Genomic DNA, 25,158 nt, shown 5'->3' with positions numbered 1-25,158 from the left:
AGCAAAAAGTCACTTTTCGTTCAAAATCAATATCTTGATCATTACGAATACATGACAAAATAAGATTAGCATAAAAAATGAGATCAGGTAGTACGAACTGTATTACCTGATCTACTGTAAATAACAAGATTACAAAAGCAAGCACAATGGTTATGGTTAATAACTATGCCGTGATTGCTTACACTGTTATTTATTAAGGTGTTAATGGTGCAGGCGCATATTTCCAAGTACCAAAACCATCAAATTCAGAACGTTTTACTGCCCAATAAACTGCATTACCAAACAGATTGCTATTCCAGGCGTAATCTTGTCTTGTTGTATAACCATTTCCGGCAGTTCCATACAACCTAGGCTTTGGCCTGTTATCGTCATCTGTCCCAAAAGGACAGCGGTTGGCATCGTTAAAATTGTCCGGATTTGAAGTAAGCGCTCTTGGGTTAGAAATAAACCCACCGTCACCCACAAAGAACAACCCCTTCGTTTTATGCTTAAACATCGTTACATAATTATCATAAGCGGCAGTAGGCGTTCTGTTAATACCCCTACCGGAAGAGTAGACCTCAATCTGAGATAAAGTGGCAGGAGACATATTTCCCAACACCATTGTCTCTCCAAAATCTTCCCCCCAAAGCTTACCACGCAAATCTCCAAATACGCCATTGATGATTTCATCATTAACATTGTTAATACGGTACATTGTTCCGCCGCTACCGTAACCACTCTGTGCAGCTGTGATACCATTATCATTGAAGAATTGTCTCATAAAAGACTGAACAGAAGGTGCGTTGTCAGAGCGTTCGATCATCATTATAACCACACCCTTTCTATTGATATAATCTATTAACGCTGTCTGTGTGGAAGCAGACTCTATACCGGCGTTGTAGCCTATGATCACAACATCGGGATTTTCTGCCAATTTAGTACGGAATTCAGCTTGCGTATTTGCATAATTTGCGGATCCTGCGTTCGTAGATGTAGCCGTTGTACCATACCATGGTTTTTGTACCCTAAGTAAGCTATTTGCCGCTGTTCCAAAATTATTATCCGCATTGATAAATTTCCATCCTTCACCAGATTGTGCAGCATAGCCATATCCATTCGTTAAAGCTGTTGTTGTATAGTGCAGTATTCTCCTTTGCGTAGCTGTATAAGAAAGATTGGCCAATCCCAAAAGCCGTTGACCGGCAGCAGGAGAGGTAAAGTTAAAATTGAAAATAATGTTTGGTGCGGGCATCGTTGCATTGCTGTATGTCGCCAAGTTGCGGTTTGCCATACTTGGGTCTACATTATTAAATGTTACTGGCAAATCGGTAACTTTCACTTGAAATGAAGTTAGGGCCGCTGGATCAGCAGTATAGTAATTCGCTTCCCAAATATTTGTTGGAGAGGTTGTCGTGAAAATAGCTGTAGTAGGGACGACCTGAAGATTTCCCATGCTATTTCCTTTGATATCGAATGTTCCCTTTTTTAGATAATCATCTTGAACAAAATTCACCTTAATACCATTTATGGTGGCATATTTTGCTAATATACTGGCGTCAATCTTAACACTTACCTGCGCCATTTTATGCCGAAATGTTATCGCAATAGGATACACATGATGCTCGCCACTCGGCGTTACAGGAATACTTGTTTCGCCAGTAGCATACAATAAATCCTTATTCACAGGTGCATCAATAGACGGATTCGCCATGTTTGCTGGTTCTGGAAGAGTTTCTGCGTTATTGTATGAGTATGCATACCAAATGTAATTACTACCTTTTTCTACATCCAATTGAACCTCTGTCCCAGCTACAGCCTGAACCGTTTTCCATAATACACCGGTCTCCTTGTTATAGACCAAAATACGGTACGTAAAGTCTTGCGTCATAGGCTGCGTAGCTGCCATAGCCCCACTATTCCCCAATTTGGTTGCTACAGATTTAGCTAGGTTATTAGCAACACCTAGAGATCCTATAGCAGTTTGCTCCGCCATTGCCTCTACTGTAAAGCCACCTGCATGCTGCTTTAAGGATAGACCTGCCTGATTATTATTACCAACCGAAGCTGCCGCTTTAGTACTGATACCCTGGCCAATATCTGTTCCCAAGATCCCATTAACTTTTATAACCATTTTAGTACCATTCACTTCTGCCGCAATATTATTCTTGTCTTTTGAACATGAAATCACTAGAGATATAATTAATATGGAAATTATAGTGAAAGCACTTTTAGTATTAAAATATTTGTTATTCATAATTTCTAATTTTAAAAATCCCAAGTTTGCTGATCATTTGACTCAACGAAATCTTCAACTAATGGGGTGCCGCCTGCACCTCCTGGAGTAACCTGTGCAGAACCGGCAGCTATTCCTTCTTCCATTTCTACAATTGTAATTCTCAAAGTTGGAGGGATATAACCTTCCTTTTTCTTTTGATCTTTTGTTTTCATGACTATTAATTTTCTGTTAGTTTTTTATTTGGAACAAATCTTTCCAATCGCTGTTACGCTAGATTATTAACTTATTAAACCTTCACCCTACATCACTGTAAGCAATGGCAAGATCATTTTAACTATTGGAAACAAAGATTAACATTTTAAAAAACAAAAAGTGCACATACACCTATCACAGATATATCACAAAAAAAATAAACACTTATCTATCAGTCAATTATTTTCCATTCTATCTAGATAGAATGGAAATATTGGATTATTATTGCCTTTAAATTGTCTCTATGGTATGCTCTATTTTAATTTATGCCTTAAATTTTCTATAAACCTCTAATCAAGAATTTTACTATATACTCTCATCGGGGCTTTGCTCCTTTCCAGCCAGAGGATTTCTTTGAATCTGCTCACGCATCCAATTGTTGAAATCGATGTCAGAAGCGATATTTAGTTTTTTGCGCAATCTATTTTTGCGTACCTGTACAGCGCGTACTGTGACAAAAGTGTACTGAGCAATATTTTTAGTCGAAAAATTCAGAAAGGTCATCGCACAAAATTCCAGTTCGCTGCTCCGGATTTTAGGATTTATTGTCTTCAATGAGGCGACAAACTCGGGATAGATTTCATTGAACAAGGCCAAAAATTCAGCATTATTGTTCTTCGCTAAAGCAATTAAATGATTAAAGTCATTCCTTTCCATTGTATATCGTTTTTCAGTAAGTTTTATTCTTATATTCCGCTCCTTGAGCGAAATCTTTTCACTCAAAAGCCGATAATTATTTTTGCTTTCCAGAAGAAATGGGCCGTCTTTTTAATTTAAACCCGATAGGGCTCCATCTGCCCTATCGAGTAAATCCAAATATATTATCACGGACTTTTACGCATTAATCCGAGGATAATTCAATACGGCCAACAGTTAAAGGTGATAAGACAGTAGATTTGTGCTGTACTTTAATCCGGCAGCCTAGCTACTGGATGTCCGACCTAATTCTGCTTGACAAATATTTGCATTAAAAGAAAGAAACGAAAAAAAGCACCTTTCACATTAATATCACACTTTTTAAAAATCTGAAAAACAAGACATTACTATTACAAAATAAACACACCCTATGAAAACCTATAAACTAGAGATAAGTCGCATGTGCGTAAAATAAGAGACCGTATTGTAGAAAAAGACCGCTTATATTTCTTTTTTTCAATTAATGGTACCCCTAATTTGAAAGCGATCTATGTCGCCTGCTGCTTGCAAACTCTTGTTCTGAACACATGCTTTCAATATGCACGATAGTATTATATAATTTAACTTCTGGCGTTGAACAAAAAATCGATGCCATAAAAAACCCGACAGGAATTAATTTAAAACCTGTCGGGCGAACTCAGATGAATCAAACAATTTTGAACTGGAGGGATTACCAGTTGATTAAACGATTATCATCATCGGCATTATCCCAGGACTCCTGCGGGTCATTACTAATCGTATTTCCGGGAGCAGCAGAACCTGCTGCAATACCTTGCTCCAATTCGACATTCATCGCCTCTATCTTTGGGCTGACATATATATTTTTTGACTGATTTGTTTTCATATCTTATATTCTTATTAAATACGATTTCTATGCATTTAAAATTTGGTACTGATTATTGCGTACAGGCAACTTTCTTTCTTCCGCTTCCGGCACCAACCATTTTGGTTGCTCCTTGGACAACTTGAGTAATTTTGACATTATTGGTCGTAGAGCTCCAAGGCACCGTGTTGAAAGAACCTTGCGTCAATACCAAAGGATACAATTCGCCGCCATTGGCTTTGCTACCATACATAGACACTTCACCTGAGCGGCTAATCACCACACGAATTACCGGGTTTGCCGAAGTACCGGTCAAACTGTACACCTGAGGAACGGTGCCACCTTCTGTATTGGTTCCACCATAGAGACTGCCGTCCGCAAATTGAACATTTCGTGGCGCGATGGCAATACCTGCTTCAAATTGAATCTCCTGCGTTGCCAATTTAACGCCGTTTACCTCCATGTTAAAGGAATTGTCCAGTTGTTGGATATCAAACACGAATCCATAATCAGCTCCCGGAGCAGTAAGATCTTTGGTCACGACATATCCTGCCGGTTGGGCTGTTCCATCAACAACAGCGCCGGATCCAGAAGCAGGATAGCTCCAGTTTAGATCTGCTCCACCTGTTACGGGTTGTGTACAGGTTTTGAAGTTCAGGTTGAGGTTATAACGTTGTCCCGGAATAATATTTAAACCTGCTACAGATACGTTATTCTTTGTCTCACCGTCAATCGTGATCGATCCAAAGCTAAATACCCCATTTGTTGCACCCGGATGGATCAATAGGGTCGGATTACTTGAAACCGAACGTAAACCTGCACCTAAAGCCGGGAATTGTACCGCAGTACTTGTGGTATTGCCATTATACGTTATTGTACCATCCGCCAATTTTAGATTTGCACTCGGATGTGTAGGATCTATTGTTGGCGAAACCAAGCTTGTGATAGCTCCTGTCATTTCAGTTGCCATGCTCAGGTTGGTCGTCACTTCACTATACTGATGTTTTAACACAACAGCCAGATTGTTGTCTCCCGGCTGAACCGCTAAATCCTTCTTAAAATACATCAGATCCGCACTGATATTGTCCAGGCTGGCATTTGCGATATCAGCTTGTGCTGTTACTGCAGGAACAGTCGCGGTACTATTGACCGAATAAGCGACAAAAGTATAAGTCTGTCCCGCATCCAATGCGATTGCAGTAGTGTTGTCAACTGTATTGGTATAGGTCTTTTCTGTTACATAATCACCGTCGGCATTGTACACCACGATTTTATACTTGATGTTCGCTGCCAATGGCGTTCTTTCTTCGGTCACCGCAGCACGGCTTCCGGACGAGGCCCGCAACAGGTTGCCACTTGTTACGGACGGCTCGTTCGTTAATGTCGCCTCAAAAGAACTTGAGTTTGTCAAAGGAACCACTACAGTCTGGGCTGTCCCAGTAGCGTTACCGCCCTTACCTGCTTTCTTTGTGGTCACTATTGGATTTTCTACCCCCAATAGCTGAATATTCACGCTTGCCTTACCGCTCGCAGCTACACTGTCTTTGCTTTCCTTACAGGAATACAACGATCCACACACTAAAGCCGATAGAACGAATGCTCTCCAGCTTACCTTTGTCTGTGTTTGTAAAATCATTTTTTTAATTGTTTTTGTGATGATTAATAAACATTTTAATTAATTCGTCGCAAATATTGAAATATTTTCCTGAAAAGAAACAATAAGTACATATCACACATATATCACATATTAAAATCCATTCCGAACCTTAACAAACTACAAAAATGAAATATATTATCATTATAGAATAATAATGTTGTAACACACAAAAAAAAAACATAGATAGATGCAGTTTATTGGGTCAATAATTTTGATCGAAACTCAAAAAGATCACACAAAACACTGTTTATCAAAAAATTAATAATAAAAGTGAAATATAAGTGATACTTGTGTGATACATATGTGGTATATCTATTCTTTTTTTCTCAATTATCTTTGAAGCAACAATTAGGATCTATTTTAATGGATCGAGCTATATATCCTGAAATAATCACTTTTGTACGGCTAATTATTTAAATGAAGAGAAATTACATAGACAACAATAATATATTCATTAGACAAAAACAGTACTACAATTGGAATCCGACTAACAAAAAGCATTTATTTCCTTTATCCAGCGGCTTTATCCAGGATTAAACGCTGTGCTATGCCTAATAAATGTTAAGTATAAACCAAATAATAAATAAGATAACATGAAAAAGAGAACTGAAAAAAAGATTTACGTGAAACCCGTAATCGAGCAGTTACAGGTGGTTATGGAGGAAGGGATAGCTGCAGGATCGGTTGGATCAGGCCAGCCCGGAGGCGGAAGTGGCGTCAACGAAAATGAATGGAATAATGGTGGAACAGAAACCAAAGATCCGGATGGCGGAGAATGGTGGAACTAGCAACAATCAAAATTTATTTATGACAATGATGAAAACAATAACACAGATCACAAAGATAAAACTAGCCTTGATTGTTCTTGTAACACTAGCCGTTTCCTGTAGTAAGGAGAAAGCTGAACATACGGTTGGAACCAATCAAGCTGGTATCAAACTGGCTTTAACAGAAGCGCAATTTAGTGGAACTGACATTACTACAGCGAAAGCCTCCACAAAGGCCGGCGCGACTCAACCCCTTGCCTTAACGCAGGAAGTTCAGGCCGGACCATTTACGGTTACCGCAGAACTGACAGAAAATATAGCGGGCGGTACCGGACTTAAAGCATCCAACAGCAAAAAGGCCGCCTCAAAATTACTTTCACTAAGAGGTGCTGTAACTTATCGGGTAGTCGCTTATGAAACAGATGGTACTTATATCGACCAAGCTGTCGGAGACGCTGCGGATTCAACACAAGTATTTTTCGGGGATAAATTGATCGCAGGTAATAAATATACCTTTGTCATCTATTCATTAGGTTCTACAACAACCCCTCCACCTGCTGCTCCGGCGACAAATTTATATAGTGCAGGTGCAGTAAATTTCGATTTTACCGGCTTTGAAGAGAATGGAAGCGATTTGATGTACGCCATTGAAAAAGATGTCACTATCCTTGGTAACAATACACCAACGCCATTAACGGCCCCATTACAACATATGTTTACCCGTGTCACACTTCTTGTCGACAATAGCGATGCAACGGGCACATTTGGTACTGCCAACTACCTAAAAGGAGGATATCTTTCAGAGGTTCCGGTTCAGGCTGACTGGGTTTCACCTTTCGCTGACGCCACGTTCGATCTCGGTACCGGTGAAGTCCTAGCGGTTGTTAATGAGAGCAACGTCCCTCCTATTTCAAACCTCAATGCAACAGCCCGCACTTTTATCGTCAACCAGAATCGGTCAAACAGCTTTGCAATTGCGCTAAGCATACCAAGCGGTCAGATCAAAATCGGCCATGATGTCAATGCACAGGCGGTCAACTTTAATTTCTCCAATGCCGGTTTAGGTTTGAAACCAGGATACTCCTATACGATGAAATTGCGTTTTAACAGTGACCGCTATGTCAACGCGTCGAATGTTACCCGAAGTGCCACTGCTGCCGATGCACGCTATGCGGTCATCGCCGGCCACCGATGGGATCGTTATAATCTTGGTGTAACCGATGTAAATCCTACGACCAATAATCCGGATGCCAATCCTTCGGTACAGGCCTTATATGGAAACTACTATCAATGGGGCCGTCAATTGCCTGTCGCAAATGCTTATAGTGGCGATGGTGCGATTGCTGGATGGAATAATACACCTGCTCCAGATGGTTCCTGGAATAGTGGTACGGCTACCGTGCCTGTGAAAGCGCCATTAGATCCTTGTGGTACAGGAGACCGGGTGCCTAGCCCAGCTGAATATACACGTTTAGGAAATTACACCCGCCATACGTCGATCGGCAACTGGACGACTTTCACCGGCAATACAACCGTTGGACTATCAGACTTTACTGCGGCACATATTATGACCAGTAGAAAAAGCAGTGATATCAAATTAAGCTTCCCTGCGGCAGGTCATAGAAATCCGACAACTGGCGCCCAACTTATCAGACAAAGTTCAGCAATCTATTGGCTAAATATGGAAGTTGGCGGCAATAATAATGCACGACAAGGACGAGGTTTCCAAAGCTCCTGGGACACATCAACTTATCTTAAATATGCGGGCTATCCCGTACGTTGTATCCAGGATAAATAGCTGATAACTTATATTTTTATTTTATAGTTTTCATAAGTATCCCTACTTACTTAACAACACCTATCGGAAACAATAGGTATTTAAAGCTCGGCATGGTTTCCATCGCCGAGCTTTTCTTGCTCCTATCAATTCGGATAAGATCACCCGACCGGGATGGCATGTCCATTCCATTCATGCACAGCCGACCGGATATAGGATAGATAAGTCAGCATCAGAATAAATCCCCCATAAGCTATGAAAGCAGAAAAAAGAGCCACCCAGATCACGGATCAATATTTATTATTGTTAGACAAACACATTGAGGACCTGATACAAGGCCGTACGACAGCGTTTATGGAGATTAACCGGATCGCCAGTGAGCTGGCCATTTCACACAAACATCTTATTTATACGGTTCAAAAAGAAAAAGGAAATCATCCCAGTTATTTTTACAACCAGAAAATCATCGCCAAAGCAAAAGAATTGCTGATCCATTCGCCTTTATCCATCGCAAAAATTGCGTTTCTACTGACCTACGACGCTTCCAATTTCTCTAAGTTCTTTAAAAAATGGACCGGGGAGACACCAGGAAACTTTAGGAAGAAAATAAAATAAGACTAATCTCACGACTAGTCTTATTACTTTTTAGCGAGCCCTTTCAAACGCGCTTATAAAAAACATTCAAATCTACTGTTATCCGCCAAATAGCTCCGCCAGCTTTTTATCCAACTCGGTATCCGTTTCGGCTCCGCTTGCGTAGCGGCCAACAATAACACCTTCCGGATTGATCAGGATCTTGGTCGGTAAGGTACTGATCCCAAAGTGGACAGAGATGGATTTGGACCTATCGAATTCGCCGTTCTCATATTTCAGTCCGTTCAGTACATGTCTCCAGATACCGATTTTATCCTGGTCCACCGCTTTGCGCCAGGCAGCCTCGCTTCGGTCATCGTCTGCTACGCCGATAATTTCGAAACCCTTGCTTTTGTATTTTGTATACAGGTCTATCAGGTGCGGATTACCTTTGCGGCAGGGCACACACCAGCTGGCCCAGAAATCCAGCAATACATATTTCCCCTTGAATTCCGCCAGCGTAATGGCCTTGTCATTGATATCGGTGGCCTCAAATCCGAATGCTTTGCTCCCCGGCGAACCGTTTTTGATGCCCTGGATCTTTTCGGCGATCTCCCGGCCGTAACCACTGTTCTTGACACGCTCAGATAAACTGTTATATAAACCTTCCACTTTATTCAGGTCGCCTCCGGTTGTCATAAATTGCATCAGATAAGAGCTCGCATAGGAATCTGGATTTTTTTGGATAAATTCCACATCCAGTTTGCTCATGCGATCATTAAATGGTGTAAAATTTTCCCGGTAATCATAGGCTTCTTCTTTCAGCTTCTTTACTTTAGCTTCCAACTGCTTGAGTTCGGCATCCGCATCCATATAGCGCTTGTTTAAACGGCCATATTCCTCCAGCACCGGCGCCATTTCCTTCCGGATGACTTTCTTCTCCCGATCAAGTTTTGCCCATTCCTCCTGTGTCTTTGAACCTTTGATCAGGGCCTCTTTAAATTTGTCCTTTTCGAGACGGATGCTCATGTTCCTGGGCTCGAGATAGAAACTCAGTGCATTCGGGTCATCCACGCTCCTGCTGTTACGGTCCAGATAGAGATAGACCATGACCGGTTCCTCGATTTTACCCTTAAAAACAAACCTGTTATTTTCAATTTTTGCACTGTCCAGGATAGATTTACCCGCACCCTGGCTGCGATAAGCCATGTAGACCTGGGGCGATGTAATGTTTACGGTTTCACCCTTCAGTACAAAAGGCTGCTGCGCTAGGGCAAGCGACGATAAACCGGTCAACAATAGGGAACTTAAAATGTATTTTTTCATTTGCTATTCAATTTTAGAAAGATTAAAACCACTATTTATTCACTTAATTCTGAACCAGATTTGGATTCGCAATGATCTCTTCTTCCGGTACCTGCATGATTATTTTTTTGTCTGTAGGACCGATATTCAGTTCAGCCGAACCGCCCGATTTATAATTCCGGACCATAGGCAGCCCATTGCGGAATTCGTCGTAACTGGCATGTCCTTCAAAGGCCAGTTCAAGCTTGCGCTGTTTGAGGATTTCATTGATCAGCGCCCGGCCTTCAAGTCCCGCCAATGCAGTCAGTCCGGCCCGCTGGCGGATTATATTGAAATCACTTAAGGCATCAGCGGCCTTATTTAGCTTTGCATAAGCCTCTGCCCGGTTGAGATACATTTCGGCCAGACGTAGGTAACGGAAAGGTGAATTGCTGTAAAGTGACTGATACCGGATCATATATTTTGAAACCGCCCGGGTATCATCAGGATAGCCCGGTGTCACATTGTTGACATAAAAGCTATTCCGTTTGTCACCGGCCTCCAGCAAGGACAGCAAATAAGGGGAAGGCCGGTATAATCCGCCGGTGTAGTTGATCTGTGTGGGCATCGCAAAATAATTGCTGATCAGCCCCTGCGAATAATCTACATTCACCGCAAAGATGTCCTCTTTATTGTTGATATTGTTGGTCTTATAATAATCGATGTACGCCTGATCCTGCAGAAGCTGATAACCACCTTCTTTGATCACTTTGTCCGCATAGTCAGCCGCTTTCTGATTGGCATTTGCTACCGGATTTTCCACAGTGCCGCCCATGTACAGGTATACCCTTGACAATAGCGCATAAGCCGCATATTTGCTGCCATAGCTATTCGATTTCTTTTGCGTAAATAGCGGAGCCGCTGTTTCCAGGTCATTCACAATCTGGCTGTACACCTGTTGCACCGAAGCTCTTTTCGGTGCCAGTTCCGGGCTGACTTTGTCATCTAGCACAAGCATTACCCCCAGCGATTCTCCTGGGGATTGATGATAAGGTTTGCCATACAGACGGACCAGGTTAAAATAGACGTAGGCGCGCAGAAATAGCGCTTCGGCTTTTGCCTGCAAGATTTCAGGGTTGGTTTCACCTGCTTTCACATGGCCCAGGATCTTGTTGAGATGCAGCAGCACCGTGTAGCTGCCACGCCAAAACTCGTAGGTATGCGAACGGTCTTTGGTGCCAGAATTGATATAATTGAACACATCCGTATTCTTGTTGACCTCCGCATCCAGGGCCCTGATGGTATTGCCTTTTGCCTCTGAGAGGAAGATCAACATATCATTATAATTAAAGGAAGTTGCTACCGCACCACCAGCCACCAGGGTGTAAGCGCCTACCACTGCCTTGCTATAGCCTTCGGGACGTTCAAACTGAATATCCTCAAAAATAACATTATGCGGACGAAGCTCATCCAGCTGCTTGTTACAGCTGCTTGCCAATCCAGCGACAAGCATGCTGACCAGAAAATAAAGGCTTCGCTTGCTATGATATCGGTATATAGATCTGATTTTCATATGTAAAGATTTAAAACGTAACTTGAACACCCACTAAAAAACGTCGCGGATTGGCGAATCCAGTGCCTACACCGCCATAAGCGGTAGCACCGAGCACAGCCCCTTCCGGATCTGCACCGACAAAATCCTTGTCTTTAATGAGCAGCAGGTTGTCGCCGCTTATATAGACCGTCGCATTTGCCACTTTTACGGTTTTGAGCATGTGCTCTGGTAATTTATAGGCCAATCGTACATTGCGCAATCGGGCATGACTGCCATTTCCCCATATTCTGGAGGAGCGGTAGCTCAGTGCAGACCAGGCATTGGGATCCGTACTGAATACATCCGGATAGTTTGCCTCCGTATCGCCCGGTCCTTTCCAGACTTGCTGGTTGTCGCCAAACACGATATTGTTACGCCCCAGTCTTGGTGAAGTCGGACTCTGGAAATTATTGACAATACTCATCATCAGATAATTGCCATACTGAAACCACCATTCGGCACTGAGCGTAAAGGCCTTGTATTGAAACGTATTGGTAAAACCGCCAAAAAACTTCGGTGTTGCCGAACCAACGGTTTGCCAGTTGCGCAGGTCACTCGTGGTGCCGAGCCCCTGTACAATTGTTTTTTCACCATTGACAAAGTTGTAATGCTGCATATTACCGTTGTCTGGATTGATACCGGCGTATTCCACCGCCTTGATGACGTTGATATCCTCACCGATCTTGCGGTAGTAGGCACCCGAATAACTATCCAATAGCGAATCCTGGTATAATTTGGTGAGCTTATTTTTATTGAAGCTAAAATTAAGGCTGCTATGCCAGTTAAAATCTTTGGATTTGATTATATGCGCGTTGAGAATCAATTCAAGCCCCTTATTGACAATCTGTCCTACATTCTGATATTGTGCCAGCGACCCCTGTGCAGAGGGCAACAGTACATTCTGCAGCAGTCCGTCGCTACGCTTATGATAGATATCGAAGGTGATTCCCAGACGGCTAAATAATAGGGCATCCACCCCGATATTGGTATTGTATAGTGTTTCCCATGAAATCAGGGGATTTGCCAGTTGCGAAATGCGGACACCGGTATTGCCTTCCTGCTCGTACCGAAAGAGGCTGCTTCCTATTCCTGTCGCATAGAAGGTGGTATTCAGATAGCCATCCCCGAGGTCGCGCCCCGACGTTCCATACGAAGCGCGCAATTTAAGGGAATTGATCGCTTTGACATCTTTTAGAAAATCTTCCGCTGACAACATCCAGCCCCCGCTGAGGGAATAAAAAGTACCATACCTTTTGTCGCGTCCAAAATTGGTCGTTGCATCCGTCCGTACCGATGCTGAAGCCAGATATTTCTGTCTATAGGCATAATCCGCCTGCCCGAATACCGAAAAGGTCGCTCTTTCCCGATAGGCTCCCGTAGGCGAATATGGCAGTGAATATGCTAAATTTATCGCTGTGCCAAACCTTTTTGCCGCGCCCATATTCCGTTCGCCGGCAAGCATATCGTTCAAGCTGATACTGGATATCTCGGTGGTACGCTTGCCCCACTCCTGCCCGACCAGGACCGATAGATTATGCGGCCCCAGATTTTTTCGGTAGTTCAGCGTATTGGATGTCAGATAATCGACCATTTTTGTATCGTCCAGATCCAGGGTTCCATTGGGTACAGCCATCCCTGGCCGGAATAAATAGGGGAAGCCGCCGTACCGTCCCGAAAATGATCTTGGATCATAATAAGAATTGATATTGGTGCCCATGTAATTGATTGAGTTGGTACTCTGAATGCTCAGTTCCGGCAAGATATCATAGCGCAGGCGCAGGCTACCGAGGTGATTTTGCACATTCGTCAGGCGCGTATTGTCATAGTCCTTTTCGGCAAGGAAATTCTGCGTCCAGCTTGTCGTGGCCGGGCCATAGTTGTTCGACTGTCTTACGGGCAAGCTATCCAGCAAATTACCCTGCTCATCATAGGGCGACATAAAAGGCTGGATCATATACAGCTCGGGTATACCATTGCGTTTTGAGGTACGGTCCACGATGGTACTCAGGTTCAGGCTTGTGTGAAATTTGCGCGATACCGCATGGTCAATATTCACCCGTAGGCTCTTCCGGTCAAAAGAATTGTCATATAAAGCCCCGTTCTCTTTAAACCAGCCTATGCCGGCATAGAATTTTGTCTTATCGTTGCCGTTTCGGACACTGACCTCCGTATTCCGCAGATTACCCTTGCTATAAATCGCGTCTTCCCAGTTAAAATTGCGCGAGCGGTCTGCGTCGGTATACACGCGGCGTTCACGGATAAAATCATTGACATCCGGAAAAGTCTTGCGGATAGATTCGGTCTGTTCCCAGTAGCGGCGCATCTGCTGATCCATAAAACCGATCAGCTCGGTTGTATTCATAAAGCGCAGGTCGCGTTTTGGCTGAATCGTCCCATATTGGATATGGACGTCGACCATGCTCCTGCCCGACTGCCCCCGTTTTGTGGTCACGACGATCACGCCCTGTGCTGCCCGCGAACCATATATGGCTGTCGAGGAAGCATCTTTCAATATCGAAATATTTTCCACATCGGCCGGGTTGACCGCATCCTGCACGGCCTGATAATTGGTGATCACCCCGTCCACCACGATCAGCGGTCCCAGATAGTTGTTGGTAGGGGTAGTCATCGAAGACTGCCCACGTTCAACCACCTGGCCTTTGGCACCGGATTCGCCGGATGTCTCCGTGATATACAGGCCCGCGGTTTTACCCTTTAACATGGACAGCACGTTGGATGAGGTCACACTGCTGCGCAGAACGTCTCCGCTGACCTGCTGTACGGCACCCGTTACTTCCGAAGCTTTCTTATTTAGGTAGCCCACCACGACCAGCTCATCCAGGTATTGGCTCTGCTGCCGTAAGCGCAGTGTTCCAATATTTTCGGCTGCTTTAATCCGTTGGGGCAGATAGCCCAGCAAGGAAAATTCCAGGTAGCTCTGCTCGGGGACATGCTCGATGTAAATATCGCCGTTGCCGTTGCTGCTGGCATATTTCAGGATTTTGAGATCCGCCGAAAGCACTTTAACGGTCACTCCCAAAAGACCATTATTCAGCGAATCGGTCACCCGCCCCCGGACGGTCATACCCTCCTGCGCCAGCTGCCGTTTTCTTTCGGCTGCTACCGGCTGTTCTTTGATAATGATCAGCTTGCCGTCAAGTTCATAGGTCAGCGGCAATCCCTGTATAATGGATTGAATAGCTTCGCGCAGGGGCTGATTTTTAATGTTGACGGTGATGCTCCTGTTGCTTTCTACTTGCTGAGCGGACCAGATATAGTGGTAGCCGGTCTGCTTGTTGATTTCTTTAAAAGCGTCTTTGAGCGTAATTTTTGTTTGCCTGAGCGTCACCATCTGCGCCACCGTCCTGGCGCTGATATGGACCAAAAACAAACTGCAGATCATAGCGGTAATTGCTGTTTTCATAATACACGTTCTGGTTAGGTTAGGTAACCAATGTACATCTTTCCTGTTTATTTTATACATTTGTGTTGGTTGGTTAGGTATTAAAATGTGTTTTTCAAGAGCGTTTTGATCAGGGCCGACAATTGGATCGGGGGCGCCGCAAACGTCCCTGATTATTGCCTTTTTCGTCCCCTATCATTTTTCTTCTGTTGTTTTATTTCATAGGCCAGTTGTTTTTTGGGTTTATTTTCTATTCGGGTTTATTTTTTCCTGACATGCAGCAGCCTGCCTTTGAGTTCAAACCTGACCTCGCCGGTCTTTTCCAAAATTTTCAGCAATGCACCCAGATTGTCATAGCGGGGCACGATGCCCTCAAACTTCAGTTTCTTTAAACTGGGGTCAGCAAAGTCCACATCGATATCGTACCAGCGTGCCGCCTGGTTCAGGATCATATCAAGCGATTCATCCGAAAAGTTAAATGTGCCCTCTTTCCAGGAGACATAGTCCGAACTTTCGACATCTGCAATTGTGATCGTCCTTCCACGGACAACAGCCTGCTGGTTGGGTTTAAGATATTGCCGGTTCGATCCATCCGGTAGCGAGAGTTCGACCTTGCCTTCAAGCAGGGTTGTGCAATCCGGCTCACCACGGTATGTTGTGACGTTAAAGGAGGTGCCCAGCACCCTGATGGTCTGGTCGGCGGTATGTACCACAAAAGGCTGCAGCATTTTTTCCCTGCCTTTCGTTATATAGCGATGCGCGACCTCGAAATAAGCCTCTCCTTGCAGCTCCAGTTGTCGCGTTTCGGCCGCCCGATCCCCGATATACCGCAGCCGCGAATCCGCGTTGAGCCAGACTTTTGTGCCATCCGGAAGTACAATATTATAGGTTCCCCCTTTTGGGACATCAATCACTAGGTTTTGGCCGCCAAGCTGTTCAACGGGCAGTCCCTGCACAGCAGAACCGTCCGCATAGGTCAGCTGTTCGCCCAGTACGATTCCCGACTGCTTTTCGCTCAGGTTGACGCTTGTACCATCCTCCAGTCTGATTGTTGCTTTATTACCTCCCGGCGGCAGATTGACCTGTTTCGGTGCATTTATGTTGTTATTGCTCAGATAGCGTACTGCCAGCCCCAGTCCGGCCATAAGCAGCAATACGCCCACTAGCCGGATCCACTTTCGATGGAAGCTGACTATTTTTGCCGGTCTTGATTTTCGGATCGTCTGCAAGACCTTTTGCTCCAGCCCTTCCCATCCATCAACATTGGCATCAGGCTGCTGCTGGGCTGTGGGCTCATGTTTAAACTCCAGCCCGATCAGCTGGCGCAGCTGTTCATCATTTTGTTGATCCGCGATCAATTGCTCCAGCTCCAGCATTTCTTTTGGAGTCAGCGTATTCGCCAGATAGCCTTTAAACAATTCGGAAAAACGGGAATTTTGCATCGCTCTTTTTATTAGTAATACGAACGCAACGAAAAAACCAATGAAGCGATTTGAAAAAAAAGAAAAAAAAATGCTGGTGAAAGACGAGATCAGGACCAAAAACGGCAAAATCCTTCAAAAAGAATATTAAAATAGGCCAGATTTGATTGTATCGGGAGCAATATTCGCGAATAAAAATACAGTCAGTACCATGGAAGCCAATTCGGGATGCTGTATAAAATACGCTTTGATCGAAGCGTTGGCATTGGTGATATGGGAATTTACCGTGGCGACCGAAATGGACAAAAGCTGGCTGACCTCTTCATAGCTCTTGCCCTCTATTTTGCAGAGCTCAAACACCTTTCGGCGCTGTTCGGGCAATTGCTGTATACCGTGTTGCAGCACCTCGAGCATTTCCTTGCCAAAGATTCCCTCTTCGATATGGGAATAGGCTTCAATAATATGGGTGAAATAGTCTACCGACAGCCGTTTCTCACGTGCAGCTTTGCGCAAGCGGTCGTAAACCAGATTTTCTGCAATCTTATACATATAGCCCAGGTAGCGTTCGGTATCGAGGTTGGCCCTATTTTTCCAGATCCGCAAAAACAGTTCCTGCAGCAGCTCTTCGATATCCTCGCGCGACTTGATCAGACGCGACATGGATTGCGCAAGCGGGGCTTTATACCGTTGCATCAGTTCCTCCAATGCCAGTTCATCTCCTGCTTTCAGGCGAAGCAGCATCTCAGACTCGGTTTTATAAGCTGTGTTTTTCAAGTAAATGATCACGTTAGGGTTGCCTGCCCTAAAGTTAGCAATAACAACTTAAATTACCCTAAACTTTTATTCGGGTGTCCGCTCGCTTCGGACACCCGATAAAAAGTTCAATACGATAGTCGGGATTTATCTGTTCAGATTTTAGTCATGTTAAAACAATACACATTGCCTGCAAAATCCGCAACATAGACCTCATTCCCCTGAATAGTGACCTCGGCCAAAATCGGCGTACCGAGATTAATCTTTTGCACTAAAGTTCCATCCGGATTCAGGATATATAAGTAACCATCCGATCCACCAAAAAACAATTTTCCAGCCGCATAGCGAATGCTCGATTCAACAGTACTTACTTTTTTATGCTGATCCGGACTTGAGTAGGCAGAGGTATAGATCAGCGCTTCCCCGCTGCGAAAATTCCATTTTTCGGTTAAATTGCTGCGATCGAAGGCTTTTATTCCATTGGTTGCTGTCGGCATAATCAGCAATTCTTCGGTCAGGAGTGGTGAAGCCATCACCTTAAAATCATCCTGGCTCTGTGTCTTGTTGATTACGGCTCCGGTCTTTTGATCCAATTGAAAAAGGTTGTTGAGACCAGCCACATAAAAAGAAGTGTTATCAGCACTGGCTCCACCCGTTCTAAACCGCAAACCGTCCTCATTTTTCTTCCAAAGGAGTTTGCCAGTCCTGCGATCATGGACAAATAAGCTATTCCAGTTTGCGCCAGTAATGAGATAGTCGTTTTTGATGAGCAGTTCCCCGGGCATGCCTTCACCGCCATTCCAATCCTTATTTTGCCAGATGATGGTACCGTCGTCCGCTTTTATTGCTGACAGATAACTCCCCGCACCGGTGTAATAAATGCCGTCATGAACGACGCCAGCACTTACATATCCCGGGAGCCTACCGCCACTCAGATCCTTCTTCCACACGAGTTTACCATCTTCTTCGCTGATCGCATAGACCGTTCCCCCCATATCCGTCGCCAGGATCAATCCCTTACTATAGGCGAGTTTCTGTTTTACCGAATTTTGGGTCTGAAAGGTCCAGACGGTTTCTCCCGATTTTTTTGTCAGCGCCTGAATTTTACTTTTACCACCGATAGCATCATCCATACTGGCCACATACACCCGTTGTCCCTGTACCAGAGGAGAACTCTTCCATATATTCGCACCTATATTTTTTGACCAGGTCAATTGGAGCAGATCTGTCGAGGCAGGCTCCTTATTCCAGTCAAACTTCTTCAATGCCTGTGTACCATCGCCATAGTTGACTTCCAGCATAATAGCCCGCTTTTGATCGATATGAGCTGCGGCTGTCATCGTACCACGCCAGTTCCAGTCACTGGCCGGACTCAACTTCACAGTTTTTAACATAGTGCCCTGTTGATTTATCAGCGTAGCATATACTGAAACAATACGCTTTTCGGAGTGATATACACTAGCGCTAATTTCCAGTTTTTGCCCACTTGTAAGCTGTATCTGCTTAGTCTGCGGATAAATCAATGCGATGTGTTCCGCCAAATAAGGGTATTTGGGTGTTATTTTGCTTACCCCGTTTTTATCCACATCAATGACCATAAATTGCGCCACAGAATTGTCTATCCCACCTTTATTGGGCGCATTAGTGGATATAACCGCTACCCCATCCCTGCTACCAAAACTGTAATTATTGTGCCAGTGGCCATACAGGTATCCTTTTAGATTATACTGTTTTAAATCGATGGAATCGGTTTTGCCTTTCATGACAAAATCCTTTCCTACAATCAGGTCGTGATTGATAAAAACAAGTGGTTTTTCTTTCGCTTTCAGGGCTAGGTCCTTTTTGAGCCAGGCGATCACCTGATCCTGGTTGTAACTCGGCGCATAGTCACCACCGGGCATCGGTGTAACGACAAAGTGTGCTGGTCCGGCCTCAAAAGAATAATATACCGGGCCAAATAAATCTTCAAATAGCTTTTCGCCGTATTCACCTTTGACGAGATCATGATTCCCTACGGCGTAATAAGTCGGCACACCCATCAGTTCGCTGTTGACCTGTCGGGCATGAAACTGCATGCCCGGTTCGTAGCAGATATCGCCCGTATGCATAATCAGCGCCGCCTGCTGTTGTTGCGAAAATTTACGGATATTAGCTATCCATTCGCCATATAAGGGCGTTTCGGTATCTGTAATCTGGATAAAACGAAGCTTATCCCCTTGCTGCTTTTCATCCTGTGTCAGGCCAAAATCATAACGTTCCAATTTGGGGTCAATCTTTATATAATGGGTACCGCTCGCTTTATAGCCTGCCGGGATACGCACGAAGAGGAATTTTGCGTTCTCATTCCCCTTGAGGCTGAAGCTGCCATCAGCAGCAGTCGACAAGACTTCATATCCATCGGATATGACAACACCCGCCATTCCTTTTTCATTTTGCTCCATCTTTTTGTTCTTATCAAGATCCAAAAAGACATGTCCCTTATACTGTGCATACATCGTATTACCACATAGCAGTAAGAATGGGAGTATTATTTTTTGTATCGGTTGTCTCATGTCAAAATACTATCTATTCAAAATACACTATCTACTATAAAAGGAAAGATAGGATCATTCCGCTGATGGGATTCACCTATCTTTACCTTTATTGTCAAAAAAATCTATCAATTACCAGAAATTTGTCTGCACCAATTTGCTGCCATCCAACACCATTTGGCTATTGGCGATCGGATAATAGTAATACTTAGGTTTTTCAAATGTCTTCTTTTTATCTCTTGCTACCGTGAACATAATATGGCCACTGTTTCCATTTTCAAGATAGATGGACGTATTGTTACCGTTGGCATCCTTTAAATAATACAAGGAAATATTCTTCTTTTCCTCTTCGGTCAGATCTTTGATCGGAGCGGTATCTTTTGCGGATTCCAGTATGGCGATATCCACTTTTCCATCGCCGGTCACGTCCATTGCTCCCAACGCTTTTACATACATCCCCTGCTGTTGGTCAGCTAGGCGTTCGCCCACTTCCCATCGAAAGACATCTCTGTATCGTTGGCCTTCACAAGCCAGTTCGACACGTCTCTCTCTTCGGATCTCGAGGATAAGTCCCACATTGCCACCTTTTACATTTGAGTAGTAAGCTTGCAATACCGGGTCCACATTGGCATTCGCTTCTCCCAGCTGCATGGCCGGCATTCCCACACGTGCCCGCAAGAGGTTGATCGATTTGTCAAGATCAGCCTGGCTCGTGAGAATTCCCAGCTCAGCTTTTGCCTCCGCAAAGATTAATAGGATTTCGGCATAACGAAATACAAAAGCATCTGTATAGGCTGCTTCCCAGCTAATCATATCCGCTATTTCAGGATAAAACTTGATCTGATTATAGCCCCCCAATGTTGGTTTCAGGCGTTGTGGAGCTGATGCATTCACCGGCTGAAATCCGGGCTTCATAAAAGTCTGTTCGAGACGCGGATCACGGTCAACGAATACTTGGTCAATATTTTTCGTTTTATAACCTGCCTGAGCTGTAAAACGCTTTCCGTCTTTCATCAGATAAGTTTCCATCAGCGTTTGGCTAAGCGCCCATTCATAGTCCAATACCGTATGCGCATTGCGTCTTCTTCCCAGATCCTTATCGTAATCTATAAACAAGATGGTTTCGGGATTGGTCTGCAGGTTGAGGCTGATAAATAGATCCCGATAGGCACGATTGACACCACCGGCATTGCTGATCGAAAATTTGGACGATTTCATAATATCTTCGGCGGCAGAAACAGCCCGTTGAAGAAAGGTATTGGCCGATCCACTCAAGTTCAGATAAGTGTGATATTTACGGAACGTACCCTCCTGCAGGGCGAACTGCGCCAATTGCGCTAAAGCTCCCCACTTGGTGACGGTCGATTTGTGGCCGTCCGGTTTGATATTGGCAGCCGCAAATTCGAGATCCGCCATAATGGAATCCACCACGAGCGTCCGGCTGTCCTGCTTCTTGTTCAATAGTTCAAGATCTGAAGTCCCCATGGTCTTACCATACCAGGGCACATCACTATACTGATTGACTTTATCGATGTAAAACCGTGCCCGAAAGAATCTGGCGATACCGATATAATGGTTTACATCCGCGGCACTGGCACCTTTTACACGACCGGCATTTTCAAGAAAGAAATTGATATTTCGCAGGGCAGACCAGCTCCATACCGCTGCATTCTGAGGGCTTATTCCACCCCGCATGATCTCATCAATCGTGCTGCCCGAATTGTGATGTGCCAGGTTATCTGTTCCCAGATCCGCTATCGGTGAACTCAAACTACCATAAAAACCGTCTGTATATGTTTTCAGATCATTTACATTGCTAAAAAACACTTCCGGTGTAACCGATGTAGTGGGATACCGCTCCATGAAATCATCGTTACAGCTCATGATCAGGAATAAGGTCCCCAGCAACGCTCCAATCTTGCCAATTTGTCTTTTTATATTTTGCATGATAATAGTCATTTTAGAAATTAAAGTTTAAGCCAAACGAATAGGTCCTTTGGAAAGGATATGCCGTCCGGTCGCCGACAATTTCAGGATCGAGATAATCCATGAGTTTGGTAAACTCAAAGAGGTTTTCACCGCTGACGAACAGGCGCAACCGGTCTATTCCCCATCTATCTGTGATCAGTTTGGGAAGTGTGTAACCCAGGGTCACATTCTTCACCCTTAAATAGCCCGCATTCTGCAAATACTTGGTCTGTGTAGCAGCCAGTTCGATCCCACTTTGCTCAGCTACATAAGACTTGGGCCTTGGTAAATACGCATTTGGATTTTCAGGTGTCCAATGGTCCAGATTGAACTTGGTCAGACTCGCCCATGGCTGCGCATAAATACCCCAAAAATAATGGTCGCCCCCCGAAGGGTAGTAATTTCTTTTTCCGACACCTTGCAGGAAGACACGCAGATCAATGCCGTTCCAGCTTGAATTCAGATCTATACCGTAACTGTAACGCTGTCTGGAGTTACCAATAATCTTATAATCCCCATGATTGTCCAGGGTCCAGTCGCCACGGTTGATTTTTCCGTCGCCATTGATATCGGCAAACTTGAGGTCGCCCGGTTCCAAGCCTCTTGTGCCGGGATACGAAGTGACGTCATATTGATTGGCGTGCGCCTTGATCTCTTCCTGCGACTGGAAGAATCCCAAGGTCGTCAGTCCCCACATCTCACCCAATTCCTGGCCGACGTAATAATCGTTTAAGTTATTTTTGGGATTACTGTATTTGGTAATATACGCCCTGCTATCTGCGAGATTGATCCTTGCCGAAAATGAAAGCGGCTTACTGGCCACCATAAATTCTTTGTTGTAACCAAGAGTCAATTCCCAGCCGTTGGTTTTCAGGTTAGCTGCATTTTCCAATGGTACACCTGTACCGAGCACGATCGGCAGTGTCCGACCTGCTGTCAGCATATCTTTTGTATCACGGCGATAGATGTCAAATGAGCCAAAAAACTGATTCTTAAACAAACCGATATCCACCCCGAAATTGGATTGCGTAATAGTCTCCCAGGTCAGGGTCGAGGACACTAAGCCCGGACTGCCCACAATGGGCACGATCTTTCCATCCAAGATCGCTCCGCTTCCCTTGGACATATTGGCAATATAAGGGTAATAGTTGTCCCTGAGATCCTGGTTTGCCAAGGAACCGTACGATCCCCGTAGTTTAAAATTGGATACCGTTTCCTTCAGAGGTTGAAAGAAGTTTTCCTGCGAAACTACCCAAGCAGCGGATACCGAAGGATTGAATGCGAATCGATCTTTTTTAGGGAATCTTGATGAGCCATCGTAGCGGAGATTGGATTCAAGGATATACCTGTCTTTATACGAATAATTCAATCTGGCAAAAGCCCCCCGAACAGACCAGGCATAGTCAGATGCCCCTACAGAAGGCGTTTGACCTGTCGCGAGTCCTATTGTCGGCAGCGAATTGGAAATCAACTGATCCCGGGATGCCGAAAAAGATTCATAGATCCGTTCTTCCTGGTTGAAACCCAACATCACTGAAAAATAGTGATCGTTAAGTGTACGTTGATATTGCGAGTAGATGTTGTATACATTATAACGCGTTTCGTTACTTCCATTGGAGGCATAACTATTAAAGTTTTGCTTATTCATCACATTTGGACCTGTACTGTAGGCAAGCGGCAGCTGAAAGAAATGCGATTTTCCTGAAATCCTTCTGAAGGTTGCGTCACCGTTTAAGGTCCATACATTTTTGATGAAATCGATCTTTGCGCCGAAGCTCGTTTGAAAATCATTATTTCGGCTGATGCTGCGGCCACCTTCGGCTACAGCACCGATCATGTTTACCCCGGCCTCGGTATAGGTACCGTCCGGATTATAAACGGTATTTAGTGATGGCTGGCGGTTGACATTATGCCAATAGAGGTAGCCCTGATCGATTGCTGAAGGCTGATCATATTTATTATTTGTAAAGGTGGTGTTATTGGATAAGGTAAACCAGTCCGTGATTTTATAATCACCTTTTACCCTGAAGTTATAGCGATCATACGTATCCGGGCTGATGCGCAGCATACCATTTTGTCGATAATATTCGCCCGAAAGATAAAACGAGGAACGTTCATTCTTTTGAGAAATGCTGATATTGTTGGTATAGGAAGGCTGTATATCTTTATAAACTTCCTTAAACCAGTCCGTAGATCCCAGATAGATATAAGCATTTGGATTTTGTGGATCTACAATCACACGCGGCAATGATGGATTTTCGCTCAGCTGTTTGCCATATTCGAGCATTTTCTCATCATAAAGGTTGTACCAGGGTGCGGACATGATATTTCTGTATTTCATGACCTGATAAGGATCGTCCTCGATTTCTACCGTTCGGGTGATCGCCTTGGCACCAAAAATAGAGTTGGCAGTCACCTTGATATCCTTTGTTGTACCCGATTTGGTGGTTACCAATACAACACCAAAAGCTGCGCGGCTACCATAAATGGCTGCCGATGCGGCATCTTTTAATACCGTCACGCTGGCGATATCCATGGGGTTCATCCGGTTGAGTTCATCGTTGGTGGCTGGCACCCCATCGATCACGATCAGCGGCCCGCCCCCTGAGAGTGAGGTGTAACCACGCACATTGATTCCCGGCGAGCTATTCGCTCTTCCCGATGTCGGTGTAATGTTTAGATTCGCCATGGCACCCTGCAAAGCCGTTCCAACATTGGTAATGGGTCTACTTTCCAGAAACTTTTCGCCGATCTGGTCTACAGCCCCCGAGAGATTGATCTTCTTCTGTGTACCGTAGCCGACCACAATAACCTCTTCCAGGTGAGACTCCGCGGTTTCCATCGTTACATCCGCGCTATTTTTGTCCGAGACATTGACTTCGGCATCTTTATAACCCATAAAACGAAACAGGAGGATGGCCTTCTCCGGAACGCGAATGCTGTACCGACCATCCCGATCGGTCCTTGTTGATATTCCAGCTACCCCCAACACAGTCACATTCACTCCCGCCATAGGTCCGGAAGCATCCCTGACAATACCTGAGATCTCCCGATCCGTCTGCTTCTTTTCTTTAATGACGATGGTACTTCCCATGATATCAAAGACCAGGTTGCGTCCACGTAATGTTTTCGTCAGGGCGGCCCGCACATCGGATCCAGCCACAGAAATATCTACGCGCGAAGCATTTTCAAATAATCTTTCGTCGTAAAACAGCCGTAACCTTGTTTGATTGGAAATCTCTTTAAGAACAGTTTCAATCGTAGCATTTTTCAAGGATAGATTTACTTGTTGCGCATATCCTGATGCTCTAGCACCAATCGTAAATGCCAGCAGCAGTACACAAATCAACTTCATAGTCAATATGACTTTAATGCTTAGGGTATAAGAATGACTTCTCCGGTCCCCCCATGCTATTAATGGAGAAAAAAATTTCATAACTT

Annotated in this window: 16 protein-coding genes; 3 read left to right on the top strand and 13 right to left on the bottom strand. The window is 44.4% G+C overall.

What is annotated here, in order from left to right; all coding sequences use genetic code 11:
- Window positions 1–193: 193 nt before the first annotated feature.
- The 5 genes from ACK8HY_RS01840 to ACK8HY_RS01820 all read right to left on the bottom strand — a co-directional run bounded on the left by ACK8HY_RS01840 (window position 194) and on the right by ACK8HY_RS01820 (window position 5,625).
- Window positions 194–2,236, bottom strand: coding sequence for a hypothetical protein (locus tag ACK8HY_RS01840; RefSeq protein WP_416132562.1), 2,043 nt, complete (start codon window positions 2,234–2,236; stop codon window positions 194–196).
- A gap of 11 nt (window positions 2,237–2,247) precedes the next feature.
- Window positions 2,248–2,430 carry a hypothetical protein gene (locus tag ACK8HY_RS01835; RefSeq protein WP_346084839.1) on the bottom strand — a complete coding sequence of 61 codons (183 nt, stop codon included), beginning with the start codon at window positions 2,428–2,430 and terminating at the stop codon, window positions 2,248–2,250.
- A gap of 346 nt (window positions 2,431–2,776) precedes the next feature.
- Window positions 2,777–3,127, bottom strand: a complete 351-nt coding sequence (locus ACK8HY_RS01830) for a hypothetical protein (protein WP_346084840.1) — start codon at window positions 3,125–3,127, stop codon at window positions 2,777–2,779.
- Between the two features lie 709 nt (window positions 3,128–3,836).
- Window positions 3,837–4,010, bottom strand: coding sequence for a hypothetical protein (locus tag ACK8HY_RS01825; RefSeq protein ID WP_175992046.1), 174 nt, complete (start codon window positions 4,008–4,010; stop codon window positions 3,837–3,839).
- A 52-nt stretch (window positions 4,011–4,062) separates the two neighbouring features.
- Window positions 4,063–5,625: a hypothetical protein gene (locus tag ACK8HY_RS01820; RefSeq protein ID WP_416132561.1), complete on the bottom strand. Its 1,563-nt coding sequence runs from the start codon at window positions 5,623–5,625 to the stop codon at window positions 4,063–4,065.
- Between the two features lie 614 nt (window positions 5,626–6,239).
- On the opposite strand from ACK8HY_RS01820, the gene ACK8HY_RS01815 reads away from it, so the two are divergent.
- The 3 genes from ACK8HY_RS01815 to ACK8HY_RS01805 all read left to right on the top strand — a co-directional run bounded on the left by ACK8HY_RS01815 (window position 6,240) and on the right by ACK8HY_RS01805 (window position 8,805).
- Window positions 6,240–6,434 carry a hypothetical protein gene (locus ACK8HY_RS01815; RefSeq protein ID WP_346084844.1) on the top strand — a complete coding sequence of 65 codons (195 nt, stop codon included), beginning with the start codon at window positions 6,240–6,242 and terminating at the stop codon, window positions 6,432–6,434.
- Between the two features lie 25 nt (window positions 6,435–6,459).
- On the top strand, window positions 6,460–8,211 hold the full coding sequence (locus tag ACK8HY_RS01810; RefSeq protein WP_416132560.1) for a hypothetical protein: 1,752 nt from the start codon (window positions 6,460–6,462) through the stop codon (window positions 8,209–8,211).
- Between the two features lie 234 nt (window positions 8,212–8,445).
- Window positions 8,446–8,805 (top strand): helix-turn-helix domain-containing protein, encoded by a 360-nt coding sequence (locus tag ACK8HY_RS01805; RefSeq protein ID WP_416132559.1) that lies wholly within the window; start codon window positions 8,446–8,448, stop codon window positions 8,803–8,805.
- Window positions 8,806–8,883: 78 nt separating this feature from the next.
- Here the strand turns inward: ACK8HY_RS01805 and ACK8HY_RS01800 are convergent, their stop codons facing one another.
- The 8 genes from ACK8HY_RS01800 to ACK8HY_RS01765 form a co-directional block, all read right to left on the bottom strand.
- On the bottom strand, window positions 8,884–10,089 hold the full coding sequence (locus ACK8HY_RS01800) for a DUF4369 domain-containing protein (protein ID WP_416132558.1): 1,206 nt from the start codon (window positions 10,087–10,089) through the stop codon (window positions 8,884–8,886).
- A 43-nt stretch (window positions 10,090–10,132) separates the two neighbouring features.
- On the bottom strand, window positions 10,133–11,620 hold the full coding sequence (locus ACK8HY_RS01795; protein ID WP_416132557.1) for a RagB/SusD family nutrient uptake outer membrane protein: 1,488 nt from the start codon (window positions 11,618–11,620) through the stop codon (window positions 10,133–10,135).
- Between the two features lie 10 nt (window positions 11,621–11,630).
- Window positions 11,631–15,065: a SusC/RagA family TonB-linked outer membrane protein gene (locus ACK8HY_RS01790; protein WP_416132556.1), complete on the bottom strand. Its 3,435-nt coding sequence runs from the start codon at window positions 15,063–15,065 to the stop codon at window positions 11,631–11,633.
- A gap of 239 nt (window positions 15,066–15,304) precedes the next feature.
- A complete protein-coding gene (locus ACK8HY_RS01785) occupies window positions 15,305–16,486 on the bottom strand; it encodes a FecR family protein (RefSeq protein WP_416132555.1) in 1,182 nt (393 codons plus the stop codon).
- Window positions 16,487–16,612: 126 nt separating this feature from the next.
- The gene (locus tag ACK8HY_RS01780; protein ID WP_416132554.1) at window positions 16,613–17,239 is read right to left on the bottom strand and encodes an RNA polymerase sigma factor; all 627 of its coding nucleotides are present in this window, start codon (window positions 17,237–17,239) and stop codon (window positions 16,613–16,615) included.
- Window positions 17,240–17,373: 134 nt separating this feature from the next.
- Window positions 17,374–19,770 carry a PQQ-binding-like beta-propeller repeat protein gene (locus tag ACK8HY_RS01775; RefSeq protein WP_416132553.1) on the bottom strand — a complete coding sequence of 799 codons (2,397 nt, stop codon included), beginning with the start codon at window positions 19,768–19,770 and terminating at the stop codon, window positions 17,374–17,376.
- Window positions 19,771–19,881: 111 nt separating this feature from the next.
- Window positions 19,882–21,696 carry a RagB/SusD family nutrient uptake outer membrane protein gene (locus tag ACK8HY_RS01770; protein WP_416132552.1) on the bottom strand — a complete coding sequence of 605 codons (1,815 nt, stop codon included), beginning with the start codon at window positions 21,694–21,696 and terminating at the stop codon, window positions 19,882–19,884.
- Between the two features lie 13 nt (window positions 21,697–21,709).
- A complete protein-coding gene (locus ACK8HY_RS01765; RefSeq protein ID WP_416132551.1) occupies window positions 21,710–25,072 on the bottom strand; it encodes a SusC/RagA family TonB-linked outer membrane protein in 3,363 nt (1,120 codons plus the stop codon).
- Between the last annotated feature and the right edge of the window lie 86 nt (window positions 25,073–25,158).

This window comes from Sphingobacterium sp. NGMCC 1.201703 (genome assembly GCF_047784615.1).
Classification (GTDB): Bacteria; Bacteroidota; Bacteroidia; order Sphingobacteriales; family Sphingobacteriaceae; genus Sphingobacterium.
The sequence above is the reverse complement of the archived record's forward strand: the minus strand, read 5'-3'. Positions and strand labels throughout refer to the sequence as shown.